At 59.7% G+C, this 19,057-nt stretch carries 15 protein-coding genes, 1 tRNA gene and 3 pseudogenes; 9 read left to right on the top strand and 10 right to left on the bottom strand.

The window, feature by feature from the left end:
* Positions 1-12: 12 nt before the first annotated feature.
* Positions 13-342, top strand: a complete 330-nt coding sequence (locus D3Y57_RS18120) for a PilZ domain-containing protein (protein WP_239025925.1) — start codon at positions 13-15, stop codon at positions 340-342.
* Here D3Y57_RS18120 and D3Y57_RS18115 read toward each other — a convergent pair.
* From D3Y57_RS18115 to D3Y57_RS18095, 5 genes are read right to left on the bottom strand one after another with little or no spacing between them, the layout of a single operon-like run.
* Positions 339-1,574 carry an SAM-dependent methyltransferase gene (locus D3Y57_RS18115; protein ID WP_121154855.1) on the bottom strand — a complete coding sequence of 412 codons (1,236 nt, stop codon included), beginning with the start codon at positions 1,572-1,574 and terminating at the stop codon, positions 339-341. The genes D3Y57_RS18120 and D3Y57_RS18115 overlap by 4 nt on opposite strands.
* A gap of 44 nt (positions 1,575-1,618) precedes the next feature.
* Positions 1,619-2,983, bottom strand: a complete 1,365-nt coding sequence (locus tag D3Y57_RS18110; RefSeq protein WP_121154853.1) for a cryptochrome/photolyase family protein — start codon at positions 2,981-2,983, stop codon at positions 1,619-1,621.
* 20 nt (positions 2,984-3,003) lie between these two features.
* Positions 3,004-4,038, bottom strand: a complete 1,035-nt coding sequence (locus D3Y57_RS18105; protein WP_121154851.1) for a 2-oxoacid:ferredoxin oxidoreductase subunit beta — start codon at positions 4,036-4,038, stop codon at positions 3,004-3,006.
* Between the two features lie 44 nt (positions 4,039-4,082).
* Complete coding sequence (locus D3Y57_RS18100) at positions 4,083-5,966, bottom strand: 2-oxoacid:acceptor oxidoreductase subunit alpha (protein WP_121154848.1); 1,884 nt, start codon at positions 5,964-5,966, stop codon at positions 4,083-4,085.
* 4 nt (positions 5,967-5,970) lie between these two features.
* On the bottom strand, positions 5,971-6,936 hold the full coding sequence (locus tag D3Y57_RS18095; RefSeq protein ID WP_430739016.1) for a histone deacetylase family protein: 966 nt from the start codon (positions 6,934-6,936) through the stop codon (positions 5,971-5,973).
* Positions 6,937-7,040: 104 nt separating this feature from the next.
* Here D3Y57_RS18095 and D3Y57_RS18090 point away from each other — a divergent pair, with 104 nt between their 5' ends.
* Both D3Y57_RS18090 and D3Y57_RS18085 read left to right on the top strand, forming a co-directional pair.
* Positions 7,041-8,003, top strand: coding sequence for an alpha/beta hydrolase (locus D3Y57_RS18090; RefSeq protein ID WP_121154845.1), 963 nt, complete (start codon positions 7,041-7,043; stop codon positions 8,001-8,003).
* Positions 8,000-8,484 (top strand): annotated as a pseudogene (locus tag D3Y57_RS18085) (RNA pyrophosphohydrolase). Before D3Y57_RS18090 ends, D3Y57_RS18085 begins: the two are co-directional and overlap by 4 nt.
* On the opposite strand, the pseudogene D3Y57_RS18080 reads toward D3Y57_RS18085, so the two are convergent.
* A pseudogene (locus D3Y57_RS18080) lies at positions 8,453-10,535 on the bottom strand (malate synthase G). The pseudogenes D3Y57_RS18085 and D3Y57_RS18080 sit on opposite strands and share 32 nt — an antisense overlap.
* Before the next feature lie 113 nt (positions 10,536-10,648).
* Between D3Y57_RS18080 and D3Y57_RS18075 the strand changes: the two are divergent.
* From D3Y57_RS18075 to D3Y57_RS18055, 5 genes and pseudogenes are all read left to right on the top strand, one after another.
* Positions 10,649-11,856: pseudogene (locus D3Y57_RS18075) on the top strand (hydrolase).
* Position 11,857: 1 nt separating this feature from the next.
* Entirely contained in the window at positions 11,858-12,859 is a 1,002-nt protein-coding gene (locus D3Y57_RS18070; RefSeq protein WP_121154843.1) for an arginine N-succinyltransferase, read from the top strand.
* On the top strand, positions 12,856-14,103 hold the full coding sequence (locus D3Y57_RS18065; RefSeq protein ID WP_121154840.1) for an N-succinylarginine dihydrolase: 1,248 nt from the start codon (positions 12,856-12,858) through the stop codon (positions 14,101-14,103). The genes D3Y57_RS18070 and D3Y57_RS18065 overlap by 4 nt, the downstream gene beginning before the upstream one ends.
* Positions 14,104-14,178: 75 nt before the next feature.
* Entirely contained in the window at positions 14,179-14,415 is a 237-nt protein-coding gene (locus D3Y57_RS18060) for a hypothetical protein (protein ID WP_121154838.1), read from the top strand.
* A gap of 12 nt (positions 14,416-14,427) precedes the next feature.
* Positions 14,428-15,207: an SDR family oxidoreductase gene (locus D3Y57_RS18055; RefSeq protein ID WP_121154836.1), complete on the top strand. Its 780-nt coding sequence runs from the start codon at positions 14,428-14,430 to the stop codon at positions 15,205-15,207.
* Between the two features lie 73 nt (positions 15,208-15,280).
* Here the strand turns inward: D3Y57_RS18055 and D3Y57_RS18050 are convergent.
* A tRNA-Arg gene (locus D3Y57_RS18050) sits at positions 15,281-15,357 on the bottom strand.
* Between the two features lie 81 nt (positions 15,358-15,438).
* Here D3Y57_RS18050 and D3Y57_RS18045 point away from each other — a divergent pair.
* Positions 15,439-15,936 carry a hypothetical protein gene (locus D3Y57_RS18045; protein ID WP_162987195.1) on the top strand — a complete coding sequence of 166 codons (498 nt, stop codon included), beginning with the start codon at positions 15,439-15,441 and terminating at the stop codon, positions 15,934-15,936.
* Between the two features lie 59 nt (positions 15,937-15,995).
* Here D3Y57_RS18045 and D3Y57_RS18040 read toward each other — a convergent pair whose 3' ends face one another.
* The 3 genes from D3Y57_RS18040 to D3Y57_RS18030 are packed head-to-tail and all read right to left on the bottom strand — an operon-like array spanning position 15,996 to position 19,044.
* Positions 15,996-16,574 carry a gamma carbonic anhydrase family protein gene (locus D3Y57_RS18040; RefSeq protein ID WP_121154831.1) on the bottom strand — a complete coding sequence of 193 codons (579 nt, stop codon included), beginning with the start codon at positions 16,572-16,574 and terminating at the stop codon, positions 15,996-15,998.
* On the bottom strand, positions 16,567-17,556 hold the full coding sequence (hemB, locus tag D3Y57_RS18035; RefSeq protein ID WP_121154829.1) for a porphobilinogen synthase: 990 nt from the start codon (positions 17,554-17,556) through the stop codon (positions 16,567-16,569). Before hemB ends, D3Y57_RS18040 begins: the two co-directional genes overlap by 8 nt.
* An 18-nt stretch (positions 17,557-17,574) precedes the next feature.
* Positions 17,575-19,044, bottom strand: coding sequence for an MATE family efflux transporter (locus tag D3Y57_RS18030; protein WP_121154826.1), 1,470 nt, complete (start codon positions 19,042-19,044; stop codon positions 17,575-17,577).
* Between the last annotated feature and the right edge of the window lie 13 nt (positions 19,045-19,057).

Genomic DNA, 19,057 nt, shown 5'->3' with positions numbered 1-19,057 from the left:
GGGGATCTAGCGATGGATTTGATACTCAAGCCATATGACGCCTACGACATGGCCGCGCAGGAAGACCGATCCGCTCCGCGACACCCGCTAACGATTGCCGCGACACTTCGACCATCGGGCGCGACGGGGTTCAAAACTGTGGTGACCGACCTCTCGCTTAGCGGTTTCGCGGCGCAGGCCCTCACCAATTTGCACGCTGGAACCTTGTGCTGGCTTACCCTGCCGGGACTAAGCAGTTTGCAGGCCGAAGTTGTGTGGAACGATGGCAACACAATCGGATGCGCCTTTGCCACGCTGTTGAATCCGGCAGTCCTTCAGTCAGTTGTCGACCGCTGCAGCTAGGCCTGTTTGACCAGAGTCACCTGCGAAACCTGAATTCCGCCACTGCGAAAACCTCCTTCGCAGTACATCAGATAATAGCGCCACAGTGCGACAAATCTTCCGTCAAACCCTTGAGGCAAGCCACCCTGTTCTAAAGCTGCATCGAAGTTTTCGCGCCATCGCCGCAACGTCTCGGCATAGTCCTGCCCGAAATCATGTTGTGCCGTCCAAGACAGCCCCCGCGCTTCTGCCAGCGCCCGAAACCTGCTTGTCGAAAGCAACATCCCACCGGGAAAGATGAACGTCTGGATGAAGTCGGCGCTGCTCGCATAGGATTCGAAGATATCATCGGCGATCGAAATGAACTGGATCGCGGCACGTCCGCCGGACTTTAGGCATCGCGAAACCGAATCCAGAAAGTCGGGCCAGTATTCCTGCCCGACCGCCTCAACCATCTCGACACTCGCTATGCCATCGAACTGACCCGAAATGTCACGGTAATCAGTAAGCGAAACGGTGGCCGATCCAGCCAATGCGTGGTCAGCGTAACGCTTTTGGCTGGGCGAGAGGGTCAGGCCGACAGCCTTGATTCCCCGACCCGATGCCCGCGCCAGCAACCCTCCCCAGCCACAACCGATTTCGAGCAAGGTCTGACCGGGCGAAAGATCAAGCCGGTCAAGAGTTGCGTCCATTTTACGCTGCTGTGCTTCACTGAGCGCTTCGGACTGGGTGGAATCCACGAACAACGCGGATGAGTAGGACATCGTCAGATCGAGCCACGCCGCATAAAAGTCGTTGCCCAGATCATAATGGGCGATGATGTTTCGCCGGGCCCCCGACCGATTGTTTCGATGCAGCCAATGGCGCGCACGCTTGATGATTCTCGATATACCCCCGCCCCGTGCAGCACGACCCAGCGTAGCCCGGTTGCGCATGAACAAGTCGAACAATGGAACCGAATCGGGACTGGACCATTCATTGGCCGCCCACGCCTCATACCAGCCCACCGACCCCGAGGTTGCCAGTCGCAACAACCCACGCCAGCGATGGAGTGAGACCACTGCATTGGGACCGGCACCACGACCGCCGAAAATCCGCACTGTGCCATCGGGGAAACTCGCCTCGATCGTGCCGAACTGAAGCCCCTCATCGATACGGTCGAGGATCGCGTCGAACGGTTTTGCCGACAGACGTTCCACCCAACCGATTCGGCGGGCAAGATCGCGGCCGCGTGCTGGGGTCGATGCGTTCATAGTTTGGCGCTTCTGCCGACCTCGGCTCATCGCGGCAAGTGCTGCTAGGCTTTCATCGCTCGATAAGCGGCCAGCGCCCGCTCACGCCCTTCGCGGTGGCCGATCAGCGGCGTAGGATAATCAGCCGGTGCGCACCCTGCACCGTGCGGATCATGGATGGTCGCATCGGGTAAGGCTGCGAGTTCGGGAACCCATTGCCGAATATAATCTCCCGCATCGAATTTCTCCGACTGAACCAACGGAGCCATTATGCGGACGAACATATTGGAATCCACACCCGTTCCCGCGACCCACTGCCAGTTAACGCTGTTCGAGTTGTAATCGGCATCGACCAGCGTGTCCCAGAACCACCGTTCGCCGCGTTGCCAGTCGATCAGCAGATGCTTTATCAAAAACGACGCGACGATCATCCGGACACGATTATGCATCCACCCGGTCGTCCAGAGCTGTCGCATTCCGGCATCGACGATGGGATAGCCGGTTCGACCCCGTGTCCACGCACCGAAATCGGCATCGGCCTCGCTGCCTTTGCGCCACTTCAGTCGGTCGAAACTATCCCGAGCGTTGGCGCTGCCATAATGCGCAAACTGATCGATCGTATTGGCTGCATAATCGCGCCAACCGATCTCCCGTAAAAAAGGCTCTCCACGGTTACCCTTGGTTTCGCTGATCCTGTGCCAGATGGTTGCGGGTGATATTTCGCCGAAATGCATATGCGGTGAAAGGCGCGAGGTGCCTTCCTCCGACGGCATATTCCTCGCTCGGTCATAGTTCGCAGCTTCGTCAAGGAAGTCGTGAAGCGCTGTTTTGGCCCCCTCCTCACCCGGATTCCAGTCACCAAACCCCTTTGACCAATCGGGAGTGGTTGGCAGCAGCTTCCAGTCCGCCAACCGATCGCTCCTGGCATTGGTACCGGTAATGCCTGTCGGGACCGCGCGCGGTGCAGCGGGCGGCATCTGTTGCTGCAATGCCCGCCAATAAGGTGTGAATATTTTATACCGGCCGCCGCTGCCGGTCCGAATCGTCTCAGGCGGCGCGAGATAGCTGCCATCGTGGAGCGTCAGCCGGTCATCCAGTCGATCATCGACTGCCTGCCACCATGGTTCGTACTGGCGCGCGGCGAAGATCCGGGTCGCGCCGGTTTCTTTTTTCAGCGCATCAAGCTCTGCAATGCTTTCCCCACGACGGAGAATAAGTTCAACACCCTTTTCCTCGAGCGACCTGGCAAGCGCGGTGAGGCTGTGATGCAGCCACCAACGTTGGGCACCACCCATGGCATTCGCGGCGGGTGCCTTGTCGTCCAGAATATAGATCGCCGCGAACGGCCCTTCGTGCGCGGCCGCAATCAGTGCTGCGTTGTCCGAAAGACGAAGGTCCTGACGGAACCATAGGATCGAGGGAGCAGCCATATTGTCTGCCAACAACCACCCTAGATAACGTGCGGTTCCTTCTCGACTTCCCAGGTCTGACCTTTCGAGATCAATGCCTGAAGATCGGGGGCCTTGCCCTTCGACGCTTCGATGTTCTGCGCAACAACCGCGCTTTCAAAGGTCGGGCGTGGATCGTCATAAACCACGCCGAGCGCGACCGGGAATGCGCCTGCGGGCATTTCGATCAACATATGGGCGACCGCGCGATTGGCGACATCATGAACCTGAACCCCGGCGGCGGCCCAATCATTATCGATCACATCGACGACTTCGAAATGGAGATCGTCGCGGTTGATCCGCAGCCCCTTTGTACCGTTCGAAAACAGCATCGGCTTACCATGATCGAGCCAAAGCTGGCCGTTCGCCGCGTTTGCCTTGTCGGTGAAAGGCGCAAACACGTCGTCGTTATAGACGATGCAGTTCTGAAAGATTTCGACGAACGCCGCACCCTTGTGGCGATAAGCGGCCTTCAGAACTTCGGGGAGCCGCTTGTTCACATCGATCCCGCGCGCAATGAACCGGCCACCCGATCCCAGTGCGAAAGCACAGGGCGAAGCCGGAGCATCGACCGAACCGAATGGCGTCGAGGGCGACCGCGTTCCGACGCGTGAAGTGGGCGAATATTGCCCCTTGGTCAGCCCATAGATCTCGTTGTTGAACAGCAGCACCTGACAGTCGAGATTCCGGCGCAGCAGGTGCATCGTGTGGTTGCCACCGATCGACAGTGCGTCGCCATCGCCGGTGATAATCCACACGTCGAGTTCAGGATTGGCAAGTTTTACACCCGTAGCGACGGCGGGCGCGCGGCCGTGGATCGTGTGGAAGCCGTAAGTTTCCATGTAATAGGGAAAGCGCGACGAGCAGCCGATACCGCTGACAAACACGGTATTTTCGGGCCGCGCGCCAATTTCGGGCATGGTCCGCTGCACAGCCTTCAACACTGCGTAATCGCCGCAGCCGGGGCACCAGCGCACTTCCTGATCGGTTTCCCAATCCTTGGGAGTGGAAGTGCGGATGGGGGTCATGTCGTTCATTCGACGTCCTTCGTATTCAGTGTCGTGTCGTATCGCGCCGTCAATCAGGCGGCTGATCCGAACACTTTTTCGATCGCGTCCTCGATTTCCAAAATCTTGAACGGCTGACCCGAAACCTTGTTCAACGGCTTGGCATCGACGAGGAATTCATCGCGCAATACCGTCTTCAACTGGCCGGTGTTCATCTCTGGAACGAGGATATTCTCATAGCTCCGCAAAAGCGAACCAAGATTGCGCGGAAGCGGCCAAATGTGGCGGATGTGAACATGGCTGACATCGCGGCCAAGCGCACGCTGACGGCGAACAGCCTGATGGATGGGGCCAAAGGTCGATCCCCAGCCGACGACCACGAGCTTGCCCGAAGTTTCGCCAAGTTCGACGCCCTGTTCGGGGATATGATCGGCGATACCGTCGATCTTGGCCTTACGAATGTCGGTCATCGCCTGATGGTTGGCGGGTTCGTAGTTGATATGCCCGGTGTCGATCGCCTTTTCGATGCCACCGATCCGGTGGAGCAGATCAGGCGTGCCGGGGCGGACCCACGGACGTTTCAGATTGGCGTCGCGGCCATAGGGCTTAAAGCCGCCCTCTGGCACGGTGTCGAGGAACGTCACCGGGAACGGTGTAAAGCTGCTGGTGTCGGGCACCTTCCACGGTTCGGCGGCATTGGCGATATAACCGTCGGTCAGCAGCATGACCGGCGTCATGAACTGCGTGGCGAGACGTACTGCTTCGATGGCGCAATCGAACGCATCGGCAGGCGAGCGAGCGGCGATAACGGGCATAGGCGCATCGCCGTTACGGCCATAAACCGCCTGATACAAATCGGACTGCTCGGTCTTTGTCGGCAGGCCCGTGGAAGGACCGCCGCGCTGCGAATTGACGATGATCAGCGGCAACTCGGTCATGATGGCAAGGCCCATCGCCTCACCCTTCAGAGCGATGCCGGGACCGGAAGACGAAGTGACGCCAAGCTGACCGGCGTAGCTGGCACCGATGGCGCTCGCGATGGCAGCGATTTCGTCTTCGGCCTGGAAGGTCGTGACGCCAAACTCTTTCAGACGCGACAGAAAATGCAGGATCGCCGACGCGGGGGTGATCGGATAACCACCGAAAAACATCTTCACGCCAGCAAGCTGCACACCCGCGACAAGGCCCATCGCCAGCGATTCGGCACCCGTTACCGTGCGATACAATCCAGGTTCAGCGGGAGCCGCTGCGATGCTGTGTTGCTTGACGGAAGGCCCTAGTTCAGCGGTTTCACCATAAGCGTGGCCCGCATTCAGCGCGGCGATATTGGCTTCGGCCAACACCGGCATCTTGGCGAACTTGGTTTTCAGCCACTCGATGATCGGATCGCGCGATCGGTCGAACATCCAGAGCGCCAGCCCCAGCGTCCACATATTCTTACACCGCAGCGCCTCTTTGTTGCCGAGGCCAAATGGCTTCACGGCATCGAGCGTCAGTTGCGAAATGTTGAACGAAATAAGCTGCCACTTGGCAAGGCTGCCATCGGTGAGCGGCGAAACCTCATATTGCGCCTTGGTCAGGTTACGGATGCCGAACTCACCCTCGTCCGCGATGATCAAACCACCGGGTTTCAGCGCGCCGACGTTGGTTTTCAGCGCGGCGGGGTTCATCGCGACCAGCACATCGGGCGCATCGCCAGCGGTATCAATCGCAGTCGATCCGAAGTTGATCTGGAATGCAGACACACCGAACAACGTGCCCTGAGGCGCGCGAATTTCAGCCGGGAAATCGGGGAAAGTCGCAAGATCGTTGCCCGCGAGCGCTGTCGACAGGGTAAATTGCCCCCCGGTCAATTGCATCCCGTCGCCCGAGTCTCCGGCAAACCGAACGACAATCGATTCAGCATTCGGGTGGGCATTGGCTTCGGTGGGAGTCAGTTCGTGAACGGCGGAGGCCATCAAATCATCCTGCTATTGTTCGGCGCGCCTTACGACCCTGACGCCCTTGTCGCAAAAAAGTAAAACTCACCACGGCATTAATCCAGATATGCCGCGCAAAGATTACGCATCGTCCGGGCATGACGCGTCGCGACCGCCAGAACATCATTGCCATAGCCTCCCCCATCGCGCTGGCGAGGGGGATGCCGCGCGATCTTGCACACTGCGCAATAAGCGAGTCGCGGGCGGCAATTCCTGCATCGGTCAGCGAAAGCCGTCCAAGCTTGTCATCGCCGTGAATATCCACGCCCGCCTGAAACAGAATAAGCTCGGGGCGCGCACGGTCGATCATCGTGTCGAGTGCCGGGGCCAGCGCCGCCAAATAGGCATCGTCGCCCGTACCATCGGGCAAACCGACATCCATCGATGATTGCGCCTTGCGAACCGGAAAATTCTTTTCTGCATGTAGCGACAGTGTGGCGATATCGCTGCGCCCAGCCAAAATGATAGCCGTCCCATCCCCCTGATGGACGTCGCAGTCCACGATCAGGATTCGGGCGACGTCGCCCTCTCCCACCAGTCGAAGCGCGGCGATGGCGAGGTCATTGAACACACAGAAACCCGCTCCGCTGTCGAAAAGCGCATGGTGGCTGCCGCCCGCAGCGTTGGCAGCATAACCGTGTTCTAGGGCGAGTTTGGCCGCCAGCCATGTGCCGCCGGGACTGAGCACTGCTCGGCGTGAAACATCGGGCGTGACGGAAAACCCAATGCGACGTTCGATGGTGCGGTCCACGGTCGAACCCAGAACAGCGGCAACATATGCCGCGTCATGCGCCGCCTCCAACCAATGGCGTGGCATGGGTTCGGGACGAAATTCGATCAAATCGCCGTCTGCACGCAGAACATCCATGACGGCAGCATATTTACTGAAATGGTGCGCGCCGCTCTGTCCCTGAACGACATAGTCGGGATGATGAACGACATTCAGCATAATTTTCCTTAAATCGGCTCATCCTCCTTGTCGAAGCGTTACCGCTGGCCTTACCTCTGCGACGAAGCAAGCCACCGATCGCGCGGTGGCCGTTGGAGAGATTGATGACCGAGCAGAACCACCCTGACCAACGCCCGGATGTGCAGGCGTTTCTAACCTATCTCAACAACGTACCCGGTCCAAAGATGCATGAACTCCCGCCCGAACAGGCGCGGGCAATGATGGTTGCCATGGGACCGGTGGCCGAACTGGAAACAGGACCGCTTGCCGTAATCCGCGATCTGTCGATACCGGGACCAGCCGGTGCCATTCCGGTGCGGCTTTATGATGCCCGAACGACGCGCGAACCGGGGCCAGTGATGGTTTTCTTTCACGGCGGCGGCTTCGTGATCGGCAATCTGGAAACCCACGGCCCCTATTGTGCAGAGGCTGCACGCGCGCTCGATATACCGGTCATCGCCATCGACTATCGTTTGGCCCCGGAAGCACCATTCCCGGCTGCGCCCGATGATTGCGAAGCGGCTGCCCGATGGATCGCGACCAGCCCGGCGGAACTGGGGTTTCAAGTGACCGGCCTCGTGACTTCGGGCGACAGCGCAGGGGGTAATCTGGCGATCGTGACATCTATGGCGCTGCGTGATGAACCGGCTGCGGTTCCGGTTATCGCCCAGTTCCCGATTTATCCGGTGGTCGATGACGACTCCGATTGGGGATCTTTCCATGAACATGGCGAGGGCAAGCTGCTGACGACGGCTGCAATGAACTATTTCCATGAAGCCTATGCAGCGGAACAGGGGCATATTCGTGCCTATCCGCTATCGCACGATCACGCCGGGATGCCGCCGACTCTGGTGATCACGGCAGGCCTCGATCCCTTGCGCGATCAGGGACGCGCTTATGCCGGTGCCCTGATCGCAGCAGGAGTGCCGACGGTATTTCGAGAGGCGGTGGGTAATATTCATGGGTTCGTCAATTTGCGGAGAGCCATTCCGTCGTCGGTTGCGGATTTGGCCGGATGCTTCGCCGTGCTGAAGCCCATGATTGCCCAGGCGGCAGCCGCGCTATGAGCAAGTCCCTGCCCTATCGCCCCGCCGCCGCGGTCATGCTGATCAATGCCGACAACAAGGCGTTCGTTGCCCAGCGTATCGATTCAAGTTTCGATGCGTGGCAGATGCCACAAGGTGGTCTGGATGAAGGCGAGAGCGCCCGCGATGGGGCGTTGCGCGAACTTGAGGAGGAAACCGGCATCCCTCCGCACAAGGTCGAGATCATCGCGCAGGCATCGCGTGAACTGATCTACGATCTGCCCCCGAACTCCAGACCAAGCTGTGGAAGGGTCGTTATGCCGGTCAGCGGCAAAGCTGGTTCCTGGCGCGATTCATCGGACAGGATTCCGATGTTAATCTCGAAACCGAGCACCCCGAATTCCGCGCATGGCAGTGGGTCGATCCCTGGGAGCTGCCCCAGTTAATTGTTACCTTCAAAAAACGGCTCTATGAGGAAGTGCTAGAGGAGTTCAGGCCGTTTCTGCCTTCACCGCCTGCCTGAACTTGTGAAGCAGCGGCTCGGTGTAGCCGTTAGGCTGGATCAGGCCTTCGAAAACAAGAGCACGCGCTGCGGTAAAGGCTATGCTTGCTGCCGGATCGGGAGCCATTGGGCGATAGAGCGCATCGTCCGCGTTCTGCGCATCGACCTTTGCCGCCATCCGCAGCAACGCCGCATCGACCTGTTCGGGGGTGCAAACACCGTGGAGCAGCCAGTTTGCCAAATGTTGCGATGAAATACGCAGCGTCGCGCGGTCCTCCATTAATCCCACGTCATCGATGTCGGGAACCTTTGAACAACCGATGCCCTGATCGATCCAGCGCACCACATACCCAAGGATACCCTGCGCATTATTGTCGAGTTCGCGTTCGATTTCAGCAGGCGACCAATTGCGTCCCACTGCCAGCGGAATGGTCAACAGATCTGATAATGGCGGGATGACCGCCACTTCGGGCTGACGCGCGAACACATCGACCTGATGATAATGCATGGCGTGGAGCGTCGCGGCGGTCGGTGAAGGCACCCATGCGGTGTTCGCCCCGACATCGGATGACCGATCTTTTGCACCATCATGTCCGCCATGCGATCGGGCGCGGCCCACATCCCCTTGCCGATTTGCGCCTTGCCCGACAGCCCGCACGCGAGACCGATGGCGACGTTGCGACCTTCGTATGATTTGATCCATGCGCTGCCCTTCATATCCGCCTTCGCGACCATCGGCCCAGCGTGCATCGACGTGTGTATTTCGTCGCCGGTGCGATCAAGGAACCCGGTGTTGATGAACGCGATACGACCGCGCACGGCGTGGATCGTCGCGGCGAGATTGGCCGATGTCCGCCGCTCCTCATCCATCACGCCGACCTTGATCGTGTTGTGTTTCAGCCCGAGCAAATCTTCGGTGGCATCGAACAGCGCATTGGTGAACGCGGCTTCTTCGGGACCGTGCATCTTTGGTTTGACGATATAGATGCTGCCGGTGCGGCTATTCCCCCCTTGTCGTGCATCGCGATCAGCGAAGTTATGACGGTGTCGAGAATGCCCTCGGGAACTTCCGAACCGTCGGGCAACAGAATCGCGGGATTCGTCATCAGATGACCGACGTTGCGAACGAACAACAGGCTGCGACCGTGGAGCGTGAATGCGCCAGCCGTTCCCTGCCATTCGCGGTCGCCATCCAGCGTGCGCGTGAGGATGCGGCCACCCTTTTGGAACGACGCCGACAGGTCGCCCTTCATCAGGCCAAGCCATGTGCGATAGGCCATGACCTTGTCATCCGCATCGACCGCCGCAACCGAGTCTTCAAGATCTACGATCGTGGACAATGCCGATTCGAGAATGACGTCAGAGATTCCCGCCGGATCACTCGCGCCGATTGCGCTGTCCCGGTCGATGATGAGTTCAATGTGCAGGCCATTGTGGCGAAGCAGAACGGCAGTAGGATTGCTACGATCGCCACGCCACCCAATCGCCGGCAAATCGGCAACGGTCGTCAGGTCGGCCCATTGCCCCGTCGAAAGGGGTGCGGCGCGGTCGAGAAAAGCTTTTGCATAACCGATTACGGCCGCGCCACGGATCGGGTCATACCCACCGGGGATCGCGGGCGCAGCATCAAGCGCGTCGGTGCCATAAAGCGCGTCGTACAAACTGCCCCAGCGTGCATTCGCCGCATTCAGGGCAAAGCGCGTATTGAGCGACGGCACCACGAGTTGCGGTCCTGCCAGAGTCGCGACTTCATCATCTACGTTTTCGGTTGTGACCGTAAAATCCGCGGGTTCAGCAACAAGATAGCCGATCTCACGCAGGAAGTTTTCATACGTCTGGGCATCGTGCGACTGGCCCGCTCGCCCCTTGTGCCAGGCATCGATCTTGGCTTGCAGGTCGTCGCGCCTGGCGAGCAATCCGCGATTGTGCGGCGCGAAATGTGCAAGGATATCTGACAGACCGCTCCATAGTGCGGCGGGTTCGATCCCAGTGCCCGGCAATGCTTCATGCTCGACGAAATCGATGAGGGCAGGCGCAACTTTCAAACCCGAACGGTCGAGGTAGGCGGACATGGCAACTCCTTGGCTTAGCAGGATCAACGATAATGCGCCGGGGAGGAAGCACGGGGACTATGCCGCCAATCAGCCCCTTCGACAAGCGGGTTACTGGTGGTTAGGTATGCGTAATGGAGACAATGACCGCCCAAGAACAAGCGACTGTCGAACGCGTGAACGATGTGCCGATGCTCGGTCGGGTGGAACGCTGGGCCGCGATCAACACGGGAACGGCCAACCTGAAAGGGCTTGCCCATGTTGCCGGATTGCTCGCGGATACGTTCGCGGAATTGCCGGGCGAGATCAGGCTGGTCGATCCGGCACCCGTCGACGCAATCCTGCCCGATGGATCGAAACAGGCGCGCGTACACGGCAGGCATCTTCACCTAAGCGTGCGTCCCGGAGCCAATCGCCGCGTCCTCCTGACCGGCCATATGGACACGGTATTTGCCGCCGATCACAGTTTCCAGACGCTGCGTGAGCAGGCCCCCGGCATTATCAACGGTCCAGGTGTTGCAGATATGAAGGGCGGCATCGCGGTCATGCTGGCCGCTCTGAAAGCGTTCGAAAAGAGCAATGCTGCCTCTGCGCTGGGTTATGATGTGGTTATCAACAGCGATGAGGAAACGGGATCGCTGTCGTCAGCCGCCTTGATTGCCGAGGTTGCACGAGGGAAAGTCGCCGCGCTGACCTATGAGCCTGCCGCCCTGCCCGACGGGACGCTGGCGGGTGCGAGGCCGGGCAGTGGGAATTTCAGCTTTATCGTCACCGGAAAGGCAGCGCACGCGGGTCGCAATCCAGAGGATGGCCGCAACGCCCTGTTAGCGGCGGCGGCGCTGGCACTGCGACTGGCGGCGATGAAAGGCCCCGGACTTTCGGTCAATCCTGCAAAGATCGATGGCGGTGGACCGAATAACGTCGTTCCCGATCACGCCGTTCTCCGCGTCAATATGCGACCGTCCGCACCGGAGGAGGAGGCGCGCGCCGTTGCCGGGATCGAACTGGCAATCGCCGAAATCGCCACTCTTCATCAAGTTGCTATCGACCTTCACGGCGGCTTCGGGCGTCCACCAAAACCGATGGACCCACCCGCCGAAAAACTGTTCGGACTCGTCCGTGATTGCGGCAGCGCGTTGGGCCAGTCGATATCGTGGAAGGCAACTGGCGGGGTTTGCGACGGCAACAACATCGCGGCTTGCGGTGTACCCGTTGTTGACACGATGGGCGTGCGTGGAGGCGCGATACACTCTGCGGAAGAATATCTGATCGTGGAATCATTGGGGAACGGGCCATGTTGAGCGCTTTGGTATTACTTCGCATCGCCAGCGGGGCCTTTTGATATGACGTTCCGAATGCGCGCTGCGCGAACGTCCGATCTGGCGGCGCTTTATGAAATGGCCAAACTGACCGGTGGCGGGTTCACCAACCTGCCGCCCGACAAGCCTTCACTGATCGCCAAGCTGGATCGATCGGCGAAGGCGTTTGCGCGCATCGACGATACGCTGGGCGAGGATCTGTTCGTGCTGGTCCTGGAAAACGCCGAGACCGGTCAGGTACGCGGGACTTGCCAGATATTCAGTCAGGTCGGCATGAGCGCACCGTTCTACAGCTATCGTATCGGCACGCTGACCCAGCATTCGAAGGAACTCGCACGTACGTTCCGCGCCGATATGCTGACGTTATCCACCGATCTGGAAGGCGCGAGCGAAGTCGGCGGACTGTTCCTGCACCCGCGCGAACGGGCGGGCGGTTTGGGAATGCTGATCGCGCGCAGCCGCTATCTGTTCATCCGCCAGCATCGGGCGCGCTTTGCCAACACCACTATCGCCGAACTGCGCGGCCTAATCGACGAAGGCGGTGGATCGCCATTCTGGGATGGGGTCGCCGGGCGCTTCTTTGGCATGAACTTTCAGGAAGCTGACGAATTCAACGCCATTCATGGACACCAGTTCATCGCCGACCTGATGCCCAAACACCCCGTCTATATCGCCATGCTCAGCGAACCTGCGCGCGCCGCCATCGGCCTGCCTCACCCGTCCGGACGCGCCGCGATGCGGATGCTGGAGGGCGAGGGTTTTTCGGCGGACGGCTATGTCGATATCTTTGATGGTGGCCCCACGATGCGTGCCAACACCGACCGGATCAGGTCGATCGCCGACGCCAAAACCACCACAATTGGCCGCGTTGCCGCAAACGAAGCACCGCGGGCCATCGTCTCGCACGGAACGCTGGAGAGTTTCGTGGCAACATGGGGTTGTGTCGATGGCGACAGCCTCGATCCAGAAGCGGCAGGCTTGCTCAATGTTGGCGCAGGTGACGAAATCCTCGTCGCGCCGCAATGACACTGGTCGAGATCAATTTCGACGGCATCGTCGGCCCCAGCCACAATTATGCTGGCCTCAGCGCCGGTAACCTCGCGTCGGCCAGCAACGCGGGCGCAGTTTCGCATCCACGCGCGGCGGCGTTGCAGGGTATCGAGAAAATGCGCGCCAACATCGCACTCGGTCTCACACAGGGGTTTTTCCTGCCACACAATCGCCCCGACACGGCATGGCTGGCGACACTGGGGACCGACGCCGATCGCGCCGAACCGCATATCGGGGCGGCAGCAATGTCCGCTTCAGCAATGTGGGCCGCCAATGCCGCAACCGTCTCGCCTGCGCCCGACACGGAGGATGGCCGATGCCACCTGACCCCCGCCAACCTGCTGACGATGCCCCACCGCGCGCATGAGTGGCCGGGGACACTGCCACAACTCAGGCTGGCCTTTGCCAACCCCGGCTTCGCAATCCACGCCCCCGTCCCCGCACCGTTCGGCGACGAGGGCGCGGCCAATCATATGCGCCTGTGCCGCGAACATGGAGCGCCCGGCGTCGAGGTTTTCGTTTACGGCATCCCCGGCGGCCCCTTCCCCGCCCGCCAGCATATCGAGGCATCGAAAGCCGTTGCCCGCCTCCACGGCATCTCAAACGCGCTGTTCGTCGCCCAGTCAGCGGAAGCAATCGCGGCGGGCGCTTTCCACAACGACGTGGTCGCAGTCGCCAATGAACGCGTGCTGTTCACCCACGAACAGGCATTCGCGGACAAGGCACGCTTTTACAGCGACCTGACCGCCGCGCTGCCCGAAGTCGAGATCATTGAAGTCCCCGCCAGCATCATATCGCTAAGCGACGCAATCAGCAGCTATTTGTTCAACGCCCAACTCATCACTTTGCCGGATGGCGGCATGGCTCTGATCCTGCCGAGCGAAGCGCAGGACAATCAGCGCGTGTGGGGCTGGCTCCAGTCACTGGTCGCAGGCAACGGGCCGGTCCGGCGACTTGTTCCGGTCGATGTCCGTGAATCAATGGCGAATGGTGGCGGCCCGGCGTGCCTGCGTTTGCGCGTCATCGCTGACCCGGCAAAAATCGACCCAAGGTTTCTCGCAAACAACGCAAAGCTCGATCTGATCGCGGGAATCGTGAACCAGCACTGGCCGGAGAACATCGCCCCTTCCGATCTCGCAAACCCGACGCTGATCGACGCGATTGTCCAGGCCCGCTCGGCACTGATCGCGGCACTGGGGCTGCCCGAATTGTCGGGTTAATTTACAGTTTACTCAAAATATTAAGAAACTGTTGAGGATTTCCGCACTTGGCCTAACCCTTGCTGGATGCACCATATGCTCCAGAAGATCAGTCGCCTCTTCACGATCAAGACCAAGTGGGAAGCCTATCTCATCATCTATTCGCTCGCGACCGGAGCGATGGAGCGCGGCAAGACCTATCTGGTCGCCTACCCCGGATATGGGGGCTGGCTATTGTTCGCCGCCTGCTCAGGCGCCGTTTTTCTGGGTGGTGCGAAGATACTCGATGCGATTACGATGGCGCGGGAACGGAGCGAAGTTCCGTCCTCGTAGATTGAGAACATCATGCAAAAACTGACAGGAAAAATTTGCGTCGTGACCGGTGCGGCGCGCGGTATTGGCCGTGCAATCGCTTCCCGATTCCACGACGAAGGCGGCGTTGTTGTCGTCACCGATTCGGACGAATCCGCTGGCACTATAACCGCAGCAGAAATCGGCTGCCGATTCGAAAAGCTCGATGTGCGTGAAGAAGCCGATTGGCTCCGCTTGGCCGAATGCGTCCCTGTGGCTGATGTCGTCGTCAACAACGCGGGCGTGACCGGGTTTGAAAACGGGATGATCGCCCATGATCCAGAACACGCCAGCCTCTCGGACTGGAGAGCGGTACACAGGGTCAACCTCGACGGGACATTCCTTGGTTGCCGTTATGCAATCGGGGGGATGAAGGCGCAGGGTACCGGCTCGATCATCAATATCTCGTCGCGTTCGGGATTGGTTGGAATCCCCCTCGCTGCGGCATATGCATCGTCAAAGGCGGCGATCCGCAACCATAGTAAAACGGTTGCCCTCTACTGTGCCCAGCAGGGCTGGAAAATCCGATGCAATTCAATCCATCCTGCCGCAATTCTGACGCCGATATGGGAACCCATGCTCGGCACGGGACCGGATCGGGAAACGAAGATGCAGGCTTTGGTCGCCGACACTCCCCTCAAACGGTTTGGAATGCCGGACGAAGTGGCCGCAATCGCGATCATGCTTGCATCGGATGAAGCGACATATGTGACAGGTACAGAGATAAATATCGACGGCGGTTTACTCGCCGGATCGGCTGCATCGCCAGGTTGAGATTTGGGAAGTTTGGATCAGCGAGCGGTTCGCTTCGCTGATCCTACCCGTTTTAATTTCTCCTGGGAGAAATTGGTGCGCCCGGAGCGATTCGAACGCCCGGCCCTCAGATTCGTAGTCTGATGCTCTATCCAGCTGAGCTACGGGCGCACTGGGATGGTTCCTGTAGGCGGGGGTTTCGCAGGGCGCAACCCCGTTGCTCCTCATCTTGCAAATCTCTATGCAACTTTCATGAAAAAACACCTGTTTCCCCTGACAATTCTCGCTCTTGCCGGTTGCGGCGAAAGGGTGAACGCGCCTTCGCTGCTGCCGCGCGCTATTGAGAAACAGGCCACAACCACGCCACCGATCCCGGCTCCTGTGAATGTCGCTGCGATTACGCCTGCTCTTCAAAGCCAGGTCGCCCAGTTGCTTGCACGCGTGAAAGCTGGCGACAGCAGTTTTTCAAAGGCGGATCGCGACAGCAATCGCCTGATCCTCGCCGGACGCCGCGCCGCAGAAGGGAGCGAATCATGGGTGGCGGGGCAACAGGCGCAATCCGTACTGGAAGCCGCCCGACAGGATAGTGCGGCCGCGCTGGCTGAAATCGAGACGCTGTTGCTCGCGCAAACTCAGGCCGCGTCGGCCGATGCCGCTTTGGGCGGGGTTCCAGAACTCACCGCCGCCGAAGCAGAGGCCAGCGCGATCGTAGAGCGGCAGACCGCGCGCTTGCAGGAACTCACCCGCTAAAGCGTTTTCGAAGGAGGTAGAATTACCTGCTGGCTCGGAAAACGCGTCAAATCAAAAGCCTAGAGCAGTCGGTCCGATGCAATCGGATCGGATTCTGCTCTAGCGGTCGTTTTATGCTTCTGAGCCAGAGCTACGTATCCTGCGGCGGCCAACCGGTTTCGCGCGATTTCCTCGGCGCTTAAATCACGCAGCTTCTTCGCCGGACGCCCCATCCAAAGCTCACCGCTGCGCATGGTCTTGCCCGGCGTAAGCATCGACCCCGCAGCCAGCATGGCATCCGATTCGATCGTGCAGCCGTCCATGACGATACAGCCCAGCCCGACGAACGCGTGATCGCGCAGCACCGAACCATGCAGCATCACCATATGCCCAATCAGGACATCGTTACCGATGATCGTGGAAAGTCCGTCGCCACCGCCCTTTGGCGAATCGACATGGATTACCGTGCCGTCCTGGATATTCGTCCGCGCACCGATGACGATGTGGTTCACATCGCCGCGCAACACGCAATTATACCAAATGCTCGATTCTGCGCCGATCGTCACTTTGCCGATGACCCGGCTGCCTGCCGCGACGAAGGCGCTGTCATCCACGGTCGGCGTGACGCCATCGAACGGGATCAAAGTTGGATCAACCATTGAGCAACCGGGCGGCATGGGCCGCATGATAGGTCAGGATTCCCGAACAACCCGCGCGCCGGAACGCCAGCAGGGTTTCCAGCACGAGCGCATCACGATCGCCCGCTCCTGCCGCCGCCGCCGCCTCGATCATCGCGTATTCGCCTGACACAGCATAGGCGAAGACGGGGATTTCAAACCGTTCCTTCACGCGCCGGATGATATCGAGATACGGCAGGCCCGGCTTGACCATGATGCTGTCCGCGCCTTCGGCAATATCCAGTTCGACTTCGCGCATCGCTTCATCTGCATTGGCGGGGTCCATCTGGTAGGTTTTCTTATTCCCCTTCAACAGGCCAGTTGATCCCACGGCATCGCGAAACGGACCATAAAATGCCGACGCATATTTGGCGGCATAGGACATGATCTGGACGTTGATATGACCCGCCTCCTCCAGAGCATCACGGATGGCGCCAACGCGGCCATCCATCATGTCGGACGGCGCAATAATATCGGCCCCGGATTCAGCCTGCACCAAAGCCTGTCCGACCAGCAGTTCGGACGTCGTATCGTTCACGACATAGCCTGTCGCGTCGATCAGCCCATCGTGGCCGTGCGTCGTATAGGGGTCGAGGGCAACATCGGTCAGCACGCCGATATCCGGCACCGCGTCCTTGATCGCGCGGATCGCGCGGCACATCAGATTGTCGCGGTTCAATGCCTCCCGACCATCATCGGTACGCAGTTCACGGGGGGTATTGGGAAACAATGCGATGACGCCAATGCCCAGCGCCTTCGCCTCGCGGGCGCGTGCGACGATCAGATCGACCGACCAGCGCGATACACCCGGCAAGCTGGCAATCGGCTCCTCAACCCCCTGCCCGCTCGTCACGAACAGCGGCCAGATCAGATGCTGTGGGCCAAGGTGTGTTTCACTGACCAGCGCCCGGCTCCATGTGCTGGAACGGGTGCGGCGAAGGCGGAGTGCAGGATACATCGACATGGTTTTTCCTTAAGGCGCTTACCCCGATGGCTGCAAGCGCCCTGCCGGTTCGCCGCTTCCACTCGCTGCCTGCTCGGCTTCGATCGGGCTTGGCGGCGTCAGCAGATGCATCGACCGCCAGTTGCCCAAGCGATAATAGGCAATCGCAAGCAGCATCGTCACCAGCGAGCTGATCGGAAAGCTCAGCCATATCGCGTCTGCACCCAGGGTGGGCCGAAACAACAGCGCGAAACCAATACGGAACGGGATGAGCGAAAGGATCAGAATGATCAGCGGCGGCCAGACCCCGCCATTCGCCCGGATCGTGCCGAACAGCACGAATGTCAGCCCGAACATGATGAAACTCCATGTCGCAATCAGCTGAATATGCCGGGCGATCGGCATGGCGGGCGAATTTTGCGCAAGGAACAGGCCAAGGGCGTATCGGTCCACGACTGCCAGTAAGGCGACGAGGCTGGTCGTCAGCAACAAGCTGAAAATCACGCCCGAACGGGTGATGCGGGCGACACGGTCCCACCTTCCGGCTCCGATATTCTGCGCGGCCATCGCACTAACGGCTGCACCCACCGCCATCGCGGGCATTTGGATATAGGCCCAAAGCTGTTGGGTCACGCCATAGGCCGCGGTGACGACAACGCCCTCTCGATTGATAAGTCCGATCATGACCAATGCCGATCCCGACATGACGAACATCTGCATCGCCATCGGAAAACCCTTTACCGCCAGTACCTTTGCCAGCGACCAGTCAGGGATCAAATAGCGGAGTTCGGCTCCGCGCAGCCGCACGGGCAAGTCACGGATGTATATGTGGATCAACAGACCGAGCAGACTGATATATCCGGCAAAGGCAGTCGCAGTCGCCGAACCCGATATGCCCATGCGCGGGAACGGTCCAAGGCCGAGCATCAGCACAGGGTTAAGGCCGGAATCGAGCACGACACTGACCGCCATCCATTTCAATGGGGTCAGGGCGTCGCCGGTTCCCCGCAATCCCATCATCAACAGGACCGTCAGGAACGAAGCCGGCATCGCGACGAAAATCACACGGAGATAAGCAAGCGCGAGCGGTTCGGCCTGTGGCGGCGTTGCCAGCATATGGAGCAATTGTGGCGTATAGACCCAGCCCAGCACCGCAATAACTATGGAAAGCCCGAGAAATAGGCCGATTGCAGTTCCCATAATGCGGCGAACCTCATCAAGATCGCGGCGACCGTAGTTCTGGCCGACCATGATCGTTGCCGCCATGCCGAAACCGAACAACGCGGCGAACATCAGGAACATGACGAGGTTCGCGTTTGAGGTTGCCGCCAGCGCGTTTTCGCCAAGGATATGCCCGACCCAGATCGCATTGACCGAGCCGTTGAGCGATTGCAGCACGTTCGACCCCAACGTCGGCAGCGCAAACAGCAACAAGGTCTTTGCAATTGGGCCGACGGTCAGGTCGGCACGATCGCGGACTGGCGGAATGGATGGATCGGAATCGGACATTACAAGCCTAAAA

The organism is Sphingomonas paeninsulae, from assembly GCF_003660165.1.
Classification (GTDB): Bacteria; Pseudomonadota; Alphaproteobacteria; order Sphingomonadales; family Sphingomonadaceae; genus Sphingomonas_O; species Sphingomonas_O paeninsulae.
Note: the sequence above shows the minus strand (reverse complement) of the source record. Positions and strands in the feature narration are given on the sequence as shown.

Bases quoted from the DNA above. Each gene is read 5' to 3' on its own strand.
- D3Y57_RS18120 (WP_239025925.1), top strand. From the start codon at position 13: ATGGATTTGATACTCAAGCCATATGACGCCTACGACATGGCCGCGCAG.
- D3Y57_RS18115 (WP_121154855.1), bottom strand. From the start codon at position 1,574: ATGAACGCATCGACCCCAGCACGCGGCCGCGATCTTGCCCGCCGAATC.
- D3Y57_RS18110 (WP_121154853.1), bottom strand. From the start codon at position 2,983: ATGGCTGCTCCCTCGATCCTATGGTTCCGTCAGGACCTTCGTCTTTCG.
- D3Y57_RS18105 (WP_121154851.1), bottom strand. From the start codon at position 4,038: ATGAACGACATGACCCCCATCCGCACTTCCACTCCCAAGGATTGGGAA.
- D3Y57_RS18100 (WP_121154848.1), bottom strand. From the start codon at position 5,966: ATGGCCTCCGCCGTTCACGAACTGACTCCCACCGAAGCCAATGCCCAC.
- D3Y57_RS18095 (WP_430739016.1), bottom strand. From the start codon at position 6,936: ATGCTGAATGTCGTTCATCATCCCGACTATGTCGTTCAGGGACAGAGC.
- D3Y57_RS18090 (WP_121154845.1), top strand. From the start codon at position 7,041: ATGACCGAGCAGAACCACCCTGACCAACGCCCGGATGTGCAGGCGTTT.
- D3Y57_RS18070 (WP_121154843.1), top strand. From the start codon at position 11,858: ATGACGTTCCGAATGCGCGCTGCGCGAACGTCCGATCTGGCGGCGCTT.
- D3Y57_RS18065 (WP_121154840.1), top strand. From the start codon at position 12,856: ATGACACTGGTCGAGATCAATTTCGACGGCATCGTCGGCCCCAGCCAC.
- D3Y57_RS18060 (WP_121154838.1), top strand. From the start codon at position 14,179: ATGCTCCAGAAGATCAGTCGCCTCTTCACGATCAAGACCAAGTGGGAA.
- D3Y57_RS18055 (WP_121154836.1), top strand. From the start codon at position 14,428: ATGCAAAAACTGACAGGAAAAATTTGCGTCGTGACCGGTGCGGCGCGC.
- D3Y57_RS18045 (WP_162987195.1), top strand. From the start codon at position 15,439: ATGAAAAAACACCTGTTTCCCCTGACAATTCTCGCTCTTGCCGGTTGC.
- D3Y57_RS18040 (WP_121154831.1), bottom strand. From the start codon at position 16,574: ATGGTTGATCCAACTTTGATCCCGTTCGATGGCGTCACGCCGACCGTG.
- hemB (WP_121154829.1), bottom strand. From the start codon at position 17,556: ATGTCGATGTATCCTGCACTCCGCCTTCGCCGCACCCGTTCCAGCACA.
- D3Y57_RS18030 (WP_121154826.1), bottom strand. From the start codon at position 19,044: ATGTCCGATTCCGATCCATCCATTCCGCCAGTCCGCGATCGTGCCGAC.